Source organism: Acinetobacter sp. ANC 5045 (genome assembly GCF_004331005.1).
GTDB lineage: Bacteria > Pseudomonadota > Gammaproteobacteria > Pseudomonadales > Moraxellaceae > Acinetobacter > Acinetobacter towneri.
Map to the genome: position 1 here is coordinate 1 of NZ_SJNS01000006.1, position 18,309 is coordinate 18,309.

14 protein-coding genes are annotated in these 18,309 nt (G+C 39.1%); 7 read left to right on the plus strand and 7 right to left on the minus strand.

The window, feature by feature from the left end; translation table 11 throughout:
* Positions 1-500 (plus strand): IS66 family transposase (locus tag E0H79_RS06535; protein WP_131261188.1); only part of this gene is annotated, 500 nt, incomplete at its 5' end.
* A 190-nt stretch (positions 501-690) separates the two neighbouring features.
* Here the strand turns inward: E0H79_RS06535 and E0H79_RS06540 are convergent.
* The 6 genes from E0H79_RS06540 to E0H79_RS06565 all read right to left on the minus strand — a co-directional run bounded on the left by E0H79_RS06540 (position 691) and on the right by E0H79_RS06565 (position 8,731).
* Complete coding sequence (locus E0H79_RS06540; RefSeq protein WP_004974307.1) at positions 691-2,055, minus strand: ATP-binding protein; 1,365 nt, start codon at positions 2,053-2,055, stop codon at positions 691-693.
* Positions 2,056-2,706 (minus strand): response regulator, encoded by a 651-nt coding sequence (locus tag E0H79_RS06545; protein ID WP_249920782.1) that lies wholly within the window; start codon positions 2,704-2,706, stop codon positions 2,056-2,058.
* Between the two features lie 84 nt (positions 2,707-2,790).
* Positions 2,791-4,098, minus strand: coding sequence for a TolC family protein (locus E0H79_RS06550; protein ID WP_004974304.1), 1,308 nt, complete (start codon positions 4,096-4,098; stop codon positions 2,791-2,793).
* Entirely contained in the window at positions 4,098-4,421 is a 324-nt protein-coding gene (locus E0H79_RS06555; protein ID WP_004974301.1) for a DUF3240 family protein, read from the minus strand. The genes E0H79_RS06550 and E0H79_RS06555 overlap by 1 nt, the downstream gene beginning before the upstream one ends.
* The gene (locus tag E0H79_RS06560; RefSeq protein WP_004974298.1) at positions 4,414-7,497 is read right to left on the minus strand and encodes an efflux RND transporter permease subunit; all 3,084 of its coding nucleotides are present in this window, start codon (positions 7,495-7,497) and stop codon (positions 4,414-4,416) included. Before E0H79_RS06560 ends, E0H79_RS06555 begins: the two co-directional genes overlap by 8 nt.
* A 10-nt stretch (positions 7,498-7,507) precedes the next feature.
* A complete protein-coding gene (locus tag E0H79_RS06565) occupies positions 7,508-8,731 on the minus strand; it encodes an efflux RND transporter periplasmic adaptor subunit (RefSeq protein ID WP_004974297.1) in 1,224 nt (407 codons plus the stop codon).
* Positions 8,732-9,486: 755 nt separating this feature from the next.
* Between E0H79_RS06565 and E0H79_RS06570 the strand changes: the two genes are divergently transcribed.
* Both E0H79_RS06570 and E0H79_RS06575 read left to right on the plus strand, forming a co-directional pair.
* Positions 9,487-9,789, plus strand: coding sequence for a helix-turn-helix transcriptional regulator (locus tag E0H79_RS06570; RefSeq protein ID WP_070153706.1), 303 nt, complete (start codon positions 9,487-9,489; stop codon positions 9,787-9,789).
* A gap of 4 nt (positions 9,790-9,793) precedes the next feature.
* Positions 9,794-11,053: a type II toxin-antitoxin system HipA family toxin gene (locus E0H79_RS06575; protein ID WP_131261189.1), complete on the plus strand. Its 1,260-nt coding sequence runs from the start codon at positions 9,794-9,796 to the stop codon at positions 11,051-11,053.
* A gap of 65 nt (positions 11,054-11,118) precedes the next feature.
* Here the strand turns inward: E0H79_RS06575 and cas3f are convergent, their stop codons facing one another.
* Positions 11,119-14,307 carry a type I-F CRISPR-associated helicase Cas3f gene (gene cas3f, locus E0H79_RS06580; protein ID WP_131261190.1) on the minus strand — a complete coding sequence of 1,063 codons (3,189 nt, stop codon included), beginning with the start codon at positions 14,305-14,307 and terminating at the stop codon, positions 11,119-11,121.
* Positions 14,308-14,451: 144 nt separating this feature from the next.
* On the opposite strand from cas3f, the gene E0H79_RS06585 reads away from it, so the two are divergent.
* From E0H79_RS06585 to E0H79_RS06600, 4 genes are read left to right on the plus strand one after another with little or no spacing between them, the layout of a single operon-like run.
* The gene (locus E0H79_RS06585) at positions 14,452-15,612 is read left to right on the plus strand and encodes a type I-F CRISPR-associated protein Csy1 (protein WP_131261191.1); all 1,161 of its coding nucleotides are present in this window, start codon (positions 14,452-14,454) and stop codon (positions 15,610-15,612) included.
* The gene (gene csy2, locus E0H79_RS06590; protein ID WP_131261192.1) at positions 15,609-16,508 is read left to right on the plus strand and encodes a type I-F CRISPR-associated protein Csy2; all 900 of its coding nucleotides are present in this window, start codon (positions 15,609-15,611) and stop codon (positions 16,506-16,508) included. The genes E0H79_RS06585 and csy2 overlap by 4 nt, the downstream gene beginning before the upstream one ends.
* Positions 16,509-16,533: 25 nt before the next feature.
* A complete protein-coding gene (csy3, locus tag E0H79_RS06595; protein WP_131261193.1) occupies positions 16,534-17,634 on the plus strand; it encodes a type I-F CRISPR-associated protein Csy3 in 1,101 nt (366 codons plus the stop codon).
* 1 nt (position 17,635) lies between these two features.
* Positions 17,636-18,307, plus strand: a complete 672-nt coding sequence (locus tag E0H79_RS06600) for a type I-F CRISPR-associated endoribonuclease Cas6/Csy4 (protein WP_131261194.1) — start codon at positions 17,636-17,638, stop codon at positions 18,305-18,307.
* Positions 18,308-18,309 lie beyond the last annotated feature (2 nt).

Below are 18,309 nucleotides of genomic sequence, written 5' to 3' on the forward strand. Positions count from 1 at the left end.
CTGAACAGGCATTAGTGCTGATTCAGAAACTGTATGCGATAGAAGCAGAGCTCAGGAAAAAGACCGATGGTACAGCGGAAGACCGCCGCGAATACCGACAACAGCATAGTCAACCAGTGATGCAACAACTATATGAATGGCTCAACCAACATCAACTGACTGTGCCATCGAGTTCTCCCACCGCCAAGGCTATCAATTACACTCTGAAGCGTTGGCCAGCCTTAAGCCGTTATCTGGATGATGGCAATCTACCGATATGCAACAATTGGGTAGAGAATCAAATGCGACCTTGGGCCTTAGGGCGCAAGAACTGGCTGTTTGCTGGCTCGCTGCGCAGCGGCCAGCGAGCGGCGAATATCATGACTTTAATCCAGTCAGCAAAGCTGAATGGCTTGGATCCGTATGCCTATTTAAGTGATGTGCTGAAAAGGCTGCCGACGCATAAAGCGACCCAAATAGAAGAATTACTGCCACATCGCTGGAAATCCAACTCAAATTAAAAAATAGGCATGGGGTTCAGCGGACGCTTACTTTTATAATCTGAAACGACCTCATTCAAGTCTAGACAAAATGACACCAAATGAGTTTTACTATGATCAGCTACCCCAACAAAACAAGGTGGCTTAACTAGAGCGGAATATCACTTATAAATACGCTTTTAGTTGTTCAAACAAGTGGAACCACCTCTTTTTAATAAATATTCAATTTTTTGAAAAATTCAATTCTGACAATCAATCCTCCAACTGCATTTGCACGTTGTAAAGTAATCTTGCCTAAATGAGAGTCAATAATCTGCTTCACAATAGATAATCCCAGACCACTTCCTACTACAGAACTGGCTTGATTTATTCTATAAAAACGCTGAAATATAAATGGGATTTGTGCTTCATCTAGACCTATGCCGTTATCTTCAACCTGTATAAAACTACCATTTCCAATACTTCCACAACTGACTTTAATAATAGGTTTATGTATTGAACTACGATAAAGAATGGCATTTTCGAGTATATTTCTCAACATAATTTCCAACTGATCTGACTGCCCCCAAACGCACACTGAGGTGAGATGCAATTGTAAGTCTACACCTGCTTTTCTGAACTGAATACCCATCATTTCAACTGTACCTTTAACAATATCTACCAAATCAATATTGCTTTTGTTTTGTGTGGCATTCGGTTCAAGCCTCGCTAATGTAAGCAACTGAGTAATCATTCTTGATGCTTTGTCTACTCCTGTAATAATGTCCTGTGCAGCTTCCTTAGACTCCTCATTGGAACGTGCATTTTGAAGTACTTGGGCATGTAAGCGTATAGCAGCTAATGGTGTACGGAGTTCATGAGCGGCATTTGAGGTAAAACGTTTTTCACGTTGCATACTTTCAGCAATCTCACTAAGTAAGGTATTTAAAGAGCTCACTAAAGGTTCTATTTCTTTCGGTACAACTGGCTTAATTGGATTTAAATGTTCAATGGATTGTTTTTCTAAGTTTTGACTAATGCTATATACAGCCAATAAATGACGACGGATCGTGCAAATAATCAACCATAATAATAATGGCAAAAATATGATTGAAACCAAAATCAAAAACAGCAACATATCTTGCTGAATATCTTTTCGAATTGTCCAAACCTGCGCAATTTGTACCTGTATTGTATGCGTACTATCCCAAACAGAATAACTACGATAAGTATTATTATTCAGTTTAATCCAACCAAAATTATCTTGCTGAACAAATGGCTGTGTTTCCACACCAATAGAACGATAAATTAATTGTCCATCACGATGCCAAATTTGAAATACAATTTGGTCATAATGCTCACCCTTAGCTTTTTCAATCACTGTATGCTGCGGTACTTTTCCATCTAGGGTACTTAGAGTCGTAGACAATAAAGCATGAGCAGTTTCTGCTAATGACTTATCAAAAATATTATTGGCAGTGTTTTGCATTCCCCAATAAATACTTCCTAAACTACCCAACCAAACGCTAGTGGTAATTGCCAGTAAAATTATAGATAAGCGCTGGGTTAATGAATAGCTGCGAATTGGATCAGCCATTTAATGCTGTTCATCCATGATATATCCAAAACCTTGTACTGTACGGATAATATTTTTACCTAATTTCCGACGCAAGTTATGAATATAGACTTGTACAACATTACTACTCACATCAACGTCATAAGCATAAAATGAATTTTCTATATTTTCACGCGAAATTACACGACCACGATTGAGAGTAAATAACTCCAATAAATGAAACTCTTTATGTGTCAACTCAATTTCGACTTGATTTAACAGTACTTGTTTACTCGCTTTGTTAATACTAATATTTCCAACCTGAATTAGGTCCCCTACCTCTCCTGAAATTCGGCGTAATACAGCATGAATCCTTGCTACGACCTCATGTAAATCATAAGGTTTAACAACAAAATCATCAGCTCCTGCCTCTAGACCTGTAATACGATCATCAACTTGATCTTGAGCAGTCAGAATAATAATTCCAACTTGATTCTTTTTGCGACGTAGTGATTTTAAAATTTCAATCCCATTTCGATCAGGCAAACCTAAGTCTAGTAGAATAAAGTGATAATGATAACTCACTAAAAAATGGTACGCTTGCTCTGCTGTGCTCGCAATGTCAACTACAAAGCCCATTTGATCTAGACCACGTGCAGTTGCTTTTGCCAACAAGCTATCATCTTCTACCAATAGAACTCTCATAACACCTTTTTCTCTTGCTTACCAAACTACAGCGCAAATTTATAATCCCTACTATGCTCGTAAATATTACTGTTAAATTCTATCCATCTCATGTAAAGGCCACAATTGATGAGAATCAAGTAATAAGGAACTCATACTTTCTGCATAATCTACTTTAGCTTGATCGACTCGGCTACGTGCTTCAATCAATTGCTGCGAATGCAACAAAAGCTCATTGAGATTCAACTCACCTAATTTATACGCTTTTTGCATCAAGTGATGTTGTTGTTGCAACAGTTGTAAGTTTTCTTGCGCCTTCGTATTCCGTACAGTCGCTGACTCCATTTGAATCACCCACCCCTGTATTTCTTGACGCAGACGTTTTTCTACACGCAATACCTCCAAATCCGCTTTTTTTGCTTCTGCCGCTGCCATTCCTGAAGCAATACCGACTTGTCGCGCAGTCAAAGGAATTGAAACACTAACCCCTAATAAATTCTCCTCTCCCGATTGCTCCCTACTGTAACCAAAACCAATCGTAGGATCTGGCAGTCTATTAAGCTGCTCTCTTTTTAATACTGCGTATTGCTGTGTAGCTTGCATCCTTACGAGTGCTAACTCATGATTAACTGACAAAATTTTCTGTACCCACTCTGCTTGACTATACTGTATAGGGCTAGGCTGTATAACATCGCTGCTCCACTGTTCAGGGATCTTTCCTCTATAATCGCGGGCCAACAATTGCTGAGCTTGAATATATGCAGCTTTAGCTTGCATATATTGTTCCTCAAGTTGTTGGTACTCATTCTTCAAGAGCATTAGCTCAAGTCGTGGTGCATCTCCTGCTCGAATACGTTGTTCAGTCACTTGGATAAATTGCTGAATTTGATCCAGCTGTTCTTGCAGTCGCTTCAAATGCAATGTGCTTCGCATATAAGCAAACCAACTATTTAACAACATTTTAGATGCTTGATGTTGAGCATTCTCATACTTCAGTTCTGCAATACTTGAAATACGTTGTGCTAGATCTTGATCTAGCCGGTATTTATTAGGCAAACGTATTTGTTTTTCTATCCCCAAACTAGGTTCATAACTATTGGCTTGTTTTCGCTCTAGTTGTGTATCCGTCTTACGTACTTGCATACCGGCTGTAACAGTCCACGGATTTTGCCCTACTTTTAATCCTTGTCGGGCAAAGTCTGCATAATCTTGCTCTGATATTGCAGCACGCACATTCGGATGTTCTACTAGACTCTGTTGTACTGCTTCAAGTGGTGGCAAAGCAGCTTCAAGTTGAGGTTTTGCAATTGCTGTCGAAGCCACTGTAAAACAATAGCCCAACCCAAACAGATACCAAATTTGGCCTAGAAGTGTTGATTTAAATTTGATATTTAATGTCATTAGTCAAGTGCTCCTTGGCTCATATAACCAGAAATTAATGTAGGTATGACCCAATAAAAACAATCACTTGATTTAAATTTTTGCTGAATATGCGCCAAAACCAATGATACAGATTCGTGTTGTACAATCAGCAATATAAGATTCCGTTCAGTTGCTCCGCGAATTTTTTCCTGAACATTACGATAATGTTGGCGATTACCAAACCCTTGTGCGTTGACACAAGTACACCCTGAAATCAACTCAGGAATTAACCACAAATGCTCCATAAGTTCTTCAGCAATATCAGAGGACACGTTAATAGAGAGTTGGCATATTTCAGACATGATGATCTCGCGCTAAACCAAATTTTTTAAACAAGTTAGGAAGTAAAATCAGAGTCAGCAAAGTACAAGAAATAAGCCCTCCAATCACAACTATCGCCAATGGACGTTGAATCTCGGCACCAGGGCCAGTAGTAAATAACAATGGGATCAAACCTAAAGCTGCAATACTCGCGGTCATCATGACTGGACGTAAACGGCGCATAGCACCTTCACGAACAACTTCCTCAATTGCAACACCACGAGAAATCAGTTGATTAAAATAACTAATCATCACTAAACCATTCAGTACAGCAATCCCCATCAAGGCAATAAAACCAACTGATGCAGGAACAGATAAATACTCACCTGTTAATGCTAATGCAAATACTCCACCGACTAACGCAAAGGGAATATTGACGAAAACCAATACGGCTTGACGCACCGAACCCAAAGTCGTAAATAGTAAAAAGAAGATCATTGTTAATGCAGCAGGTACAACAAGCATTAAGCGAGCAGCCGCACGTTGTTGGTTTTCAAATTGCCCCCCCCATTTGAGTGAGTAGCCGGTTGGTAACTTGACTTTCTCTGCAACCAATTGTTTTGCTTCATCTACAAAACTAACTAAATCACGATCACGTACGTTGGCACGTACCACTGACATTCGTGATGCATTTTCACGATCAATTTTTACGACACCCTCAGTCTTAACCACTTCTGCTAAAGATAACAATGGCACTGCAGCTGCATTCTCAATTGGCAAGGCAATATTGGAAAATTCAAAACTCGACTCTCCCAAACGTGGATCCCCTTTCATCATTAATGGAACAGGGCGCCCCTGTTCAATAATGGAACCTATTTCTTTGCCTTCCACGAGCATCTTGAGTTGGGCTTGAACATTTTGACTGTCCAATTGATTTCGTATAGCCATATCACGATGGATTCGCAGCTCTTGATACTGTACTCCCGAATTTTCGAGTGTCATGACATCTTCATTGCCTTCAATGCCTTGTAGAACTATTGCAATTTGCTTTGATAAATCATTAAGCTGGTCTAAATCACTTCCAAAAATTTTGACAGCCAAATCTCCTCGTACTCCAGACAACATTTCTGAAGTGCGCATCTCTATGGGTTGACTAAATGTTAAGTTCACGCCAGGAACATCTTGAAGTACAAGACGAATTTTTTCTAAAATTTGCTCTTTATTTTTGACTTGCCATTGCGTTTGTGGTTTTAGCACAATGAAACTATCTGTTTCATTTAACCCCATAGGGTCTAATCCCAATTCATCAGAACCTGTACGTGCCACAATTCTTTCAACTTCAGGCACTTGTTCCAAAATACGTTTTTGAATATCCAGATCTAATGCAATTGAGTTTTGTAAGCTAATCGAAGGGATTTTTTCTAACTGTAAAATAGTATCTCCCTCATCCATGGTTGGCATAAATGACTTTCCAATGAATGGGAAAATCAATGCAGCCAGAAGTAAGGTACCACCTGCTAAGACATAAATCTGTTTAGGATGGGCTAAACTCAGATTCAAAAGTTTTCGGTAACCAGTTTCTAATTTAGCTACTAAAAAGGGTGTGTGATGTGCTTTCGGTTTTAGAAAGAATGAACACAGTACAGGAATCACTGTCAAAGAAAAAATTAGTGAACTTGATAAAGCAAATACAATTGTTAAAGCCACAGGTGAAAAGAGCTTCCCTTCCAATCCTTCAAGCGTGACCAATGGAATAAACACTAACATAATAATGATCATGCCTGCTGTGACTGGTACTGCAACCTCAGACACTGCGCGGTAAATCATATTTAATGGCGGTAAAAAAGAACGTTGCGGTGACTCTTTTGCTTCAGCAAGTTGCATTTCAATATTTTCAACCACTACAACTGCAGCATCCACTAATAAACCAATCGCAATCGTCAAACCACCTAAAGACATTAAATTGGCACTTAAACCAAAATGGTGCATCATCAAAAAAGTACTTAGTGCAGATAATGGTAAAACTGCCGCAACCACTAAAGCAGACCTTAGGTTTCCTAAGAACAATAAAAGTAAAATCAAGACTAAGACAATAGCTTCTAATAACGTTTTACTTACGGTATGAATGGCTCGGTTTACCAACTCACCACGATCATAAAATGGTTCAATCGTTGTACCCTGTGGCAGAGTTTTTTCAATGTCGGACAAATGCTCACGAACATGTTGAACGACTTGACGTGCATTCGCACCTTTTAAAGTTAATACAATACCTTGGACAGCCTCACCTTGGCCATTTTCAGTCACTGCACCATAGCGTGTGAGTGCTCCAGTATGTACCTGTGCAACATCTTTAACCCGCACCAATGTTCCTTGATGGCTAGAAACAATAATATCGCCTAACTCTTCAAGGTTTCTGACGCGGCTATCGCTTCGGATCAGTAATGACTCTCCATTTTCATTAAGCCGCCCAGCACCATCACTGGCATTATTTAGCTCGATTGCCTGTTGTAGCTGTGTTAAAGATAAGCCTCGTGCCGCCAGGGCCTCTAAATTAGGGGTCACTTCAAATGTACGAACAAGTCCCCCCAAAGCGTTAACATCGGCGACCCCTTCAATTTTACGAAGTTGTGGACGAACCACCCGATCAAGTAGAGTTCGTTTTTCCATATCACTGAGTGGCCCATGTAAGGTAAACATAAAAGATTCACCTAATGGGGTCGTCATGGGTGCAATTCCACCTGACGTACTACTTGGTAATGCAGACATCACATTACTTAAACGTTCATTCACCTGTTGTCTAGCCCAATAAGGGTCAGTGCCTTCAGCAAAGTCTAATGTGATAATCGCAATCGCGTATTTAGATTGCGAACGCATTACTGTCTGATGAGATATTCCCAACATTTCTTGTTCAATGGGTACAACAATACGGCTTTCCACCTCTTCGGGCGTCATGCCGGGCGATTTCATCACAATTTGTACTTGCGTACTTGACACATCAGGAAAAGCATCAATTGGTAGTTTCGTAAAAGCAATGTAGCCTGCCACACTGATCGCCAATGTGAGCAATAATATTAAAATGCGCTGACTAAGTGAAAAGGCGATAAGACGTTTTAACATATGTCTCACCTCAACGTTCTGTAGTGCTAATAGGTGCTTGCTCTGCACCAAAGCCAGACCACACCGCCTTGAGACGCTCTACACCACTGATAGCAAGTTGCATTTTGGGTTTTAATTTTTCAGCTGTAATATAACTTTGCTGCTGATCAGCTGATAGAACTTCAACCGTTACAGCTTCAAACCCCTTCTGATTTTTAACAAAAATAATGTGTTTACCATCTTGTGAGGTTATGGCAGTACTTGGTACTGGCCATGCTGCAATTACTGTTGGCTGCTTACTTTGAACATGAACTTTGACAAATTGTTGCACCCGCAAACAATTATGTTTGGTATCCATTTGTACGATGATATTTTGAGTTTGTGTATTCCCTACAAGTGCTGGAGCGATATTTTGTATATGCCCTGTAATATCACAACCTTCAACCTGAACAACATCCCCAATATGCACATATTTACTGTCAGCTAAATTAGCTTGTAATAACAATTGTAACGGTGAATCAGCGTTTACAAGTTGACCTAATACTGTACCAGCCTCAACATACTGACCTGTAGAAACCTGTAAGTTTTCTATATAACCACTTGTTGGGCTTTTAACATAGACAATGGAATTTAGACTATTTACCTGCCCTCCTCCCATAAATTGCAGCATTCGCTGTTTTGCACCTAAGTTAATATTAAGACGCTGTACTTGATTCTGTGCCTCTTGCACACGCTTCTCGGCAATAATGCCTTCAGCATATAAGCTACGTTCACGTGTTAAATTTTGCTGGGCTAATTGTTGTTGAGCACGAAGCTGCAATATTTCATTTTGAATCTGAATTAAATCTGGACTATGTACAGCAAGTACATGATGATTCCGGGTAACTTCTGCCAAGGGTTGTACCAAAACTTGCTGCACCATTCCTGAAACAGGACTAGTCAGTACAACTTTGCTTTCTGGTGACCACTGTACTTGCCCTTGTAAAATAATTTGTTTTTGTATGTTAGTAGAAGAAGCACCTAATGTGTGTAATTTGATCCCAACTTGCTCAATTTGTTTTGAAGAAATTAAGATTTGTTGCTCTGAGACTTCAGGACTCCTCTCAGCCTCTGAAACCTGTCTCTCTACTTTAGCCTCTATATTTTTATTCGAGAGCAGCTTACTTCCCCACCATAGCCCAAGGCTAATCAAGATCAAGACGCTCATTAGATATAATAGTTTTTTAAAATTTAGTACATCTACTCGCTGATCCACTCGTTTCATCCTTCAAGAGATTTTCTCTACAAAGCTAAGATTAAGTTCTTAAGATCAGATTAAGTTTATAAACCTATTTCAGACTGCATAGGCCCAAGTGAACCGTATTGGGTTTGTGGGAGACTTTTATTTAACTGATGTTACGTAGTAAGTGCATTTTGAGCATCTTCGCTACTACATGTTGTAGTCGATTTATAAATTATTAATAATCATTATATTAAACTATATATTGTTATTATTTCTCACGAAAATCAGCATCAAAACATAGGTGACTTTTATAAACTAAAATGTCTAAAATGAAGTGACCAAAACCACATTAAATGATCTAAATTGATCAAAATTTTACTCCACCAAAAACTATATACCAGTAATCAAATCATATACTTATAATTAAGGTCATTTAATGGAATAAATCTCGGTGACCTTGCCAAGGTTGGGGTCGCGAGTTCGAGTCTCGTTTCCCGCTCCAAATTCAAAAAGCCTCAATCGAAAGATTGAGGCTTTTTTATTGATTTTATATTATGTTATCCCCAATCATACTTTCTTTATTATCTTTTATTTCACAGTTTCGGGCCCCAAATACGACATATTCGTAGGTAGTTGCAAAAAATAAATGCATTAAAATCATTAGATTTCTTTAATCCAATAGAATCTCATCAGCCAATCAAGCATCTCATTATCGACCAACTGGCATAATTTCATAAATCCATTTTTTTGTGTTTTAATGGTGATATCACAATGTAAAACACAATATTATGGATTTAATATTCAAAAAACCTGAAGAAGTTGTTGCTTTATTATGTGAGAGGCTTCGTAAAGAACGTCTTTATCTGGAAATGACTCAGGCAGATGTTGCTGCGCGTGCGGGTATTGGTGTGAATACTGTATCTAATCTAGAAGCTGGTCGAAATGTTTCATTTGAAAATTTAGTACGTGTTGCCATGGTGCTCGGCCGATTAAAAGAATTAGAGGAACTTTTCAAACCACATTTAAATAGTGTAGATGACATGCTCCGCTATGAGAGTAATACGGCTCGCCAACGTATCAAAAGGAAATGAATCCATGCTCAAAAAACTTGATGTTTACTACAATGGATGGGGCGAATATTGGCTTTGGGGCACACTAGTTTCCTCAACTGCAATCACAGGTCGACCATTGATTGCTTTTGAATACAGCGCAGAAGCAATTAGTAAAGGTTTAGAGCTTTCATCTTACCTACTTCCGCTAAAAGGTGACCCATTAAGAAAGAACTTTCCTGCACATCAAATGGGATTACCAGGCCCTATATACGATGCCTTACCCGATGGCTGGGGCATGCTCCTGATGGATCGCTTATTTAAAAAAAATGGACTTAATCCAGCACGAGTTGGGCCTTTAGAACGCCTCACGTATATTAGTACACATGCAATGGGGGCATTATCCTTTGAACCTTCAGCATCCGAGTTAACATTAGCTGAAAATATTCCATTGCTAAGACTCGCTCAAGAAGTTCAGGAAGTTCTCAAAGGAGAAGGTGCCGAATTTTTACAGCATTTATTAATTATGGGCGGGTCTCCACAAGGTGCAAGGCCAAAAGCACTTGTTTATCGTGATCCTGTCACTAATGAATTCTCAACAGTTCACTCACATCAACATGAAGCTTGGCTGATCAAATTTCCCGCTCAGCAAGAGCATCCTGAAGTTTGTGCAATTGAAACTGTTTATGCAGAATGTTTGCGTCATTGTCATATTGACACCCCAGACACCCAATACTTCACTCTTCCGAATGGCCTAACTGCATTTGCCTCAAAAAGATTTGACCGCTGCGATGGCATGCGCATCCCTATGCAAAGTTTAGCTGCCTTTACAGGGGCTGATTTTAAATCACCTGGGAGTTTAGACTACAGCAACTTTCTTCGTGCTACACACTTTTGTACCAATGATATTCGCGAAAAAGCGATTGCATTCAAGCGCGCTGTTTTCAATGTGGTGTTCAATAATCGAGATGATCATTGCAAAAACTTTTCGTTTTTAATGTCTCAAAATGGACAATGGAAACTCGCCCCAGCCTACGACGTTACTTTCTGTGAAGGCCCAGGTGGATATCATCAAATGGATATTATGGGTGAAGCACTGGATATTACTCGGTCTGCCATTGTCAAACTGGGCATTCAGGAAGCAGAGCTTTCTATTCAAGAGGTTGATGAAATGATTAACTCAATTTGCGAAGTTGCCAGCCGATTTACGAAGATTGCTCATGATCTATTACCTGAACAAATTAGATCTGAAACTCTCCAAATGATCCAAAATAGGATTGAGCATAATATTCATTTATTGAATTGAATATAAACCATCCGATTTAATCAAAAGCAATCTGGAAATACATATAAAATTTAATCAATAACAGATCAGTGATAAACTCCGAACCCAAGATGGTATATCCACTGCGGGCTTTGGTCATTATAAACAGACAAAGACAACTTACATCCCTCTTGCACTGCAAGCCCATACTCTAATGTTAGCTCCTTGAGTTGCGCAGGTGATAAACTCAACCAAGCATTATCAGGAGCTGGTTCAATATTAAAAGTGACACTTTTAACAGCTTGCTCATATTTTCCAGTCTGAATATTCAGTTCTACGGAATCTGGAAAATGCTGATAAATAGATAATTCATCATCCTCAACATCAAAGCTATATACTTCCTGATTTTGCATATCTCTTAGACATGTATCTTTATATAACTGTTCCGTTAGCAAAGCTGCATTCACCTGAATATTAGAAAAGAGTTGTTCACCTTCTGAAGAAAAAAAGTCCTGATTAAACTTTTGAATTTGTTCATCATCATATTTTGTAAAGTCGCAGGTATTGGCATTGAATCTAAGTCTGGCATCAACCACCAGTTCATTATTAGACCAAGGCAAAAGTTGCGATAAATCTTGCGATTTATATTGTTTTTTGGTGTCCACATAACCTTCATAACCAGGCCGATTAAATACCGCCTGCTTTTTTGGCTGAGTTCTATCTTTATTTGCACAGTATTTATAGTTAAATTGTGGAATTACAATGTTGGGATGTTGCACAATATTTAAGCGATGTCGATTAACACGCCCTGCTGTCTGAACTATCGACTGCACACTTGAAGCATCAATAATCGCCCAGTCAAAATCATGATCGCGCCCAACTTCTTCTACAGGCGTTGCAATCACAATCAATGGAATATCTATAGAGTTAGAGGTCCGAACGATACTTAATATCTCTTCATCCGTATAAATATGTTCATTTCCCGTTGGACGTTTTGTGCCATTTTTATGCCGTGTGAGCAAAAAGTCGAGTCGTTTTTCTTTGTGGAATCTTGAGATTAGCCAATCATGAGCATGGTAACAAGCAATCTGTGCATGTGGCAGTCGGCCTGATAAATGCTTTGCTAAATCAATAGCATGCTTGATATTTGCCACACGGATTAAACCAAATGAAAGTTTTTTGTCCTGTTTTTTAAGTGACCAACGATGTTGTTGATGTAGAGCTTCTGTCTGCTCCAAAATCGTCCTTTTCCATTGATCAACAGAAGGATTTTCAATACTGGCTAAACGTGCCAAACGATATGGCTGTTCTGCTTTAACCGTAAGAACGTGCTGCAACTCATCTAAATGCTGTTGATAAACCTGATTAAATACTGATGGTTCATGGCTTTTTTGTACCAGTATCTTGGGCTTCAATTCATTGTCTGCAATCGCTGCAATAAATTTTTGTGGTTCCTTATATAAGGCTGCACGAAGCTCGATTCCTGATTCAAAAGCACGGTAAATGCTATCTGCGACTGTTGCTGAAAGCGTTGCAGATGAACAAATAACATGACGACCATACATTGCAGCCAATTGGACTAAACGCAATACAGCGATTAATGATTTAGGTTCATAACCATCAATTTCATCTAAAATCAGATCACTGCTCATTATTCTGAGCAATGCTTTAACATGATGCCCTTGTCGATGTGGCTCGCCTGCCGCGATTAAATAATCAATCGTGGATACCAATAAAGGCGAGGCTAAAACATTTTGAGCAACTTTATCTACTCCCCTTTTTCCTTTGACTATTTTAGTAAATAGAGGATGCAACCACTGTGGTAAGTCTTGATCCTGTGCATAAGCATCAAATACAGGTTCTGGTAAATTTTCATCTTCATCAGCCACAGACGCATTTGCACGACTTTCATTAAATAACTTTTGGCTGACATGATCACCAATAATCACGGCAATTTCATCATCCGACAGATTCATGGAGCTTTTAAGTGCATCACCAGTCTGTAACGTTAATGAGCGAAGATTCAGTGCAATGGCAAGGCGTGGATCATTCGGTCTTAATATACATGCTGCACGCAGGTTCATTCTGGTTTTACCACTCCCCGTTCCTGCAATATTCAGCAATAAGCAAGGGGTATCTGGCATTTTATTGATTTGCTTTTGTAAGGCATGAGCAACCAAATTTTGCCACTGAAATCTGGGTAAAGTAGAAGGCTGACAGATAAACTCAACCGTTTGTTCACTTAAACCAGCAAGATTCAAATCTGTCATCATTTTTGTGGCGATATACGCAGCACGATCTCCAACCTGCTGCAAATGCCAATCCAGAGGTTGATCTTGCATTCGCTCCTTTTTGCCTTGTGGACTATTTTTTATCTTTGTATTGGCAAATAGGCTGACATTTTCAGGTTTTGTTTCAGAAAACTGTTCCGCAGAAACGGTATGGTCTGCATGAATGAGTGCTGCGCGGCTATGTAGTGCTAAAGCTTTCCAATATAACTGTTGATCTTCCGTTGCTTGGGTCATTTTCGCTAAGCGGGCCATACGGTTTTGGTGACTTTTAAATATGCTGTCATTTAAATCACCCGCACAGGTGAATTGTTCTACACGAGGATGTTTTTCCCTGACATGCAAATCCGCATTTGGATACCAGTTGTTATCTCCCAATAAGCCATGATGCGTCACCACCAAATAATCCACGGCTTCTAATTCATTCAGCAAAAATTGTTTTCTTATCTTAGTACGTTCGCCCAGGGTTAAATCTGTTAAGTTACGATCAATATTTTTCCATGCTTCTGGCCAATTCCAGTTATTTTTACGCATTTGCTGCAATAGTTTCATCGACAACCATTCATGTCGTACATCATCTTTGAGCATCTGCCCTGCCATCGCAGGACTTAATTTGCTTTGAAAGTGCTGAGAAGCCTTACCAATGTCATGTACATCACCTGCAGCACCTGCAAGTAAACTTGCTGCTCGAACCCATTCAGGCACTTGTAGCTGCTTTTGTTGTTTAGATGTCGAGGCAACTGGATAAGCGCCCTCTAGATTAAAACGATGCTTAGAACCTACGACCCAAACCAATTTCATTCTGCGCATACCATAATTCACATAAGCTGCTACAGCAGTTTGACGTGTTGCTGTTTTTTTCAGTGCGCTACGAATTTCTTTAAGACCTTCCATGGTCATAGGTGCCTGCCATGAACTTTGCCCAGTGCGAATTGCATAGCTATCTAAAACAGCTCTGGTCTTTTTTAAAGCGCGTTTTTCACAAGCGGATATAAAAATTGTATGCATATTGGATGGATATAATTATTCATTGGATTTAATCGCATCTCTGCGACACATCATGTCGTTTAACTAAAAATAGCATTTGATAATAAATATTTCATCCGCTATTAATACTCTAAACAAATATATTTTAATAACTTAGGATGCATTATGACAAAAGATACAGAGGAAAATCCTTATCAGCAAGCCTTGGCTGAATCTGTTCATTACAGCCTAAAAACCGTTAACTCAAATATTGAAAAAGGCGGTATCCGCCTTGCGCAAAGCCATGCATTAAACTTACCTTATATTTCAGCACGAACATTACTTGCTGATGATTTTCTTGTTCCAACCGACTACCAAGCAAATGCAGGTAAAACTGCAACTTTATTTAAAGTCGTCAAAGCAGCTCAATTAGATGAAGAGCTGTCCGAAGCAGATGAAGAATTTAAGCAAAACGTGGCCTTGCTTAAACCACATTTAAACAAGATATTTGAACAACCATTTACTGCAGGGTTGGATATTATTGATATTCGCATGCGTCAATTACTCATTCCTAAAAATAATGAGTATCTATCCATCAGCCCACTTTCAGCAGCAGGTCTGAATTTACTGATTAATACTGAAGTTGATGCACTTAAAGAACAACGTAAAGCAGAAGGTAAAAATACAAAACTGAAGAATATTAAGACAGCTGTATTTGGTATTGGCGGATCAAATCCGCAAAACGTCGGAAGTCTAGTCCGATCCATGCAACGTCCTCTTGTTCTTGACTCACCTACTCAAGATCCTGAAACACGCCTTGCTTTTCAGTATTTTTATAAAGGCTTTGATTACCAAATTTCAAATGCCTATATCAATCGAGCGATGTATCAGGAATTGACTGAATATGCAAAATCTTTGATTAAACAACAAAAACTAAGTTTGAAGGTAGGCTTCCATGAACATGGTATACACGCCCCTTTTTCAAATATGCAAACACGTGCAGCAGAATTAACCACTATTCAGAAAGTTATCGATGATGTTCTGCAACAAGGGCAAGACATCCTCCAAATTTTAAAGGCTGTTGCAAATGATTTGCCTAGTTTAAAAGTGTTGGAGAGAAAATCGAGGTGGAGCCATCCGCGTGTATCTCTAATCGCTCAAGGCTTAATTAATCCTGAACTGCAACAATTTGAAGATTGGCAACAGCTTTTTGCAGATGATTTAGCAAGACGAATCACGAAACACAGTTACTGGAAAAAAGAGATTAAAAATACAGTTGACATTAGCCTATCGGAAGCTGAAGCCAAAAGCTTTCTCTCACGTCGTATTCAGGAGCTTTTAAAATGAGTTGCTTCGTCGTTATTCCATACATTAAAGTGCAAGCAGCAAATTTTCAGAGCAATGGCTTAATCATGGGTGGCGCTCCACTGATGGCTGCTGCCATGTTTAGCCATCACCTTGCGCGTCAAATTGATGAAAAAGATCTCGGCTTTTATTATGTGCACCATGATATACAACCACTTGGTGGAGAAGCTTATGGTCGCTTCACTCCAGCACAACGACGCGGTGCTACTTTTATTGGTAAGACAGATTATGCTAGAGGAACTAAAAATTTATCACTTCAACCCACTGCAAGCTGTCATTTGCTGTTCAGTTTAGTAATTGAATTTGACGCTAGACGTCCAGATCTAAACACATTAGTTCAAACTATCAAAAGAAGTAAATTTGCAGGCGGTCATATTCTCGAGTTTGGGAAAATTCAAGATTTTAATGATGCTGAAGATGCCTTGGCTCAGATTAGCTCTGGCTTTTTAATTCATGATAGGAATGATTTATTAACCGCCTATCAAAAAGCATATCAAGTAAATCGTTTACAAGCCTTTAGCCAACTTTTAGCACATCGTCCGCAAGCTAAAAATAGTGATATACCTATTTTAGAACATTTACCGAATGAAAGCTTAGCATGGCTTTCTGCAACAACTTTAGGTTATGCCTTACTCGAACAACCAACTGCTGATCGTGCTGGGATTCGCCATGCCGATGATCAGGATGAAACACAGCATGCCTATGCAGAACCTTTAACAGGCTTGATTCAGTATCACTCACTTAATTCAATCTTGAATGAAATCCGCCTTGAAACATCAATTTATCCCGATGGCTATTTAGAACAAATCCAATGGTCGTATCACTGGATTCAAGACAACGTTTTTTTATTGCAACAAAATCAACAGATCGACAACTAATTGACATTTATAAGGAATAAACATCATGTCTACATCTGAAAATTTCAAAAAATTACCAGGCAGCCTTTCTTTACAACGCGGAACATTAATCAGTGATGCTGCTTTCTACCATTTGCATGCTGATGGCAAAGAAGAGGCGCTACATGTGATGTATCATGGTATTCGTGGTACTCAAAACGTGGCAGGCAATAAAGACAAAGGTGCTGCTTCAGGTAACACTGTCGCTCGTGAAGTTTCTAATATTCAAATGACAGAATCGGCGAAACTTTTGCCTGATGCTAAGTTTCTAGTCAAATGGAGTTTACGTTTCATCGACTTAGATCATATTTTATTTGCTTCAGCATCCAAAGCAGGTGCAGATAAACAAGAGGAAAAAGACTTTCGCGCAAGTTTCAAGGATTTTATTGAAAAGGCTAAAAATAGCGAAGGGATTGAAGAAGTTGCTCGTCGCTATGTTCGCAATATTGTGAATGGGCGTTGGTTATGGCGTAATCGCAGCGTTGCAGAACATATTTCGATTAAAGTCAGCGAAATTATTGAACATGATCAAAGTCAGACGACTAAAAGCTATAAATTAATTGCTGAATTTAATGCTTTGGATTACAGCCTAAAATCATTTGATGATGTTTCTGAAAGTGAAAATAAAATTGCCAATATCTTAGTCAAAGGCATGCAAGGTGATGTCAATTCAGGATTACATATTGAAGCGATTGTAGATTTTGGCATGGGCGGTGTTGAAGTCTTTCCATCACAAAACTATCTTGAAGAAAAACCAAAAGGTTTTTCGCGCTCACTGTATCAACTCAATCCTATCCGCCCTGAACGTCAGGCCAAAGACAATCAGTTTTTAGGACAAGCAGCGATTCGTGACCAAAAAATTGGCAATGCCTTACGCACCATTGATACTTGGTATGACAAGTTTTTAGAGAATGATAGTAAACCAATTCCTGTAGAGCCAAATGGCGCAAGCCTAGACGCACAGGACTTTTTCCGTGTAGACAAAAAGAAAAAAGATTCTGCTTTTGATATTTTAAAAGAAATTCGCAGTTTAGACCCAAATAGCGATAAAGGTATGTTCTTAATAGCCTGCTTAGTTCGTGGCGGCGTTTACTCTGAGGGAGAGTAATATGCAACCCAACTATTATCTTGATATTCGGATTTTGGACAGTGCGGATGATGGCGAGCTTACCCTCGCCCATCTGCGCAATCAAATTTACAGTATTGTGCATGGCGCTTTTCGAAAAATGCCAGAAAAATTCGCCTTGGCTTTAGAAATTTCACCACGCCAGCAACGAAAAATGCTGGCCAAAGAAGCGAAATACAATCACCCCATAACACCAAATTATGATGTTTTACGTATTTTTGCATCGGAACAAGATGATTTAGATCAATTGGTTGAGAGCATTAAAGGTCATTGGAAAATTAGAGACTATGCTGTACTCAATCATCCTGTTGCTGTGCCTATAGCAAAGGTGACGGGTTGGCGCTGTTATTTTCGTTTTCGATTACCGACCTTAAAAGCTGAACCCAATTTTTTAAAAGATTATCCTGAACGAGAAAGTTTACATACCAAACGTCTTAATAAAGCCAAGAAACTTCCTTACTTTAAGGTCATTAGTCAAAGTACTGGACAAAGTTTTACGGTTCCTATTGAGATTTTTGATATTAATTTTGAGGAAGAAAATTTTGGACTTCCTGAAACTTACAAGGATGTTAACGTGTTAAAAAGTGGTTTACCTGATGGGTATGGCCTAGCACGAAAACAACACGCTTTCGCATTACCTGTGTTTGAGGTATAAAA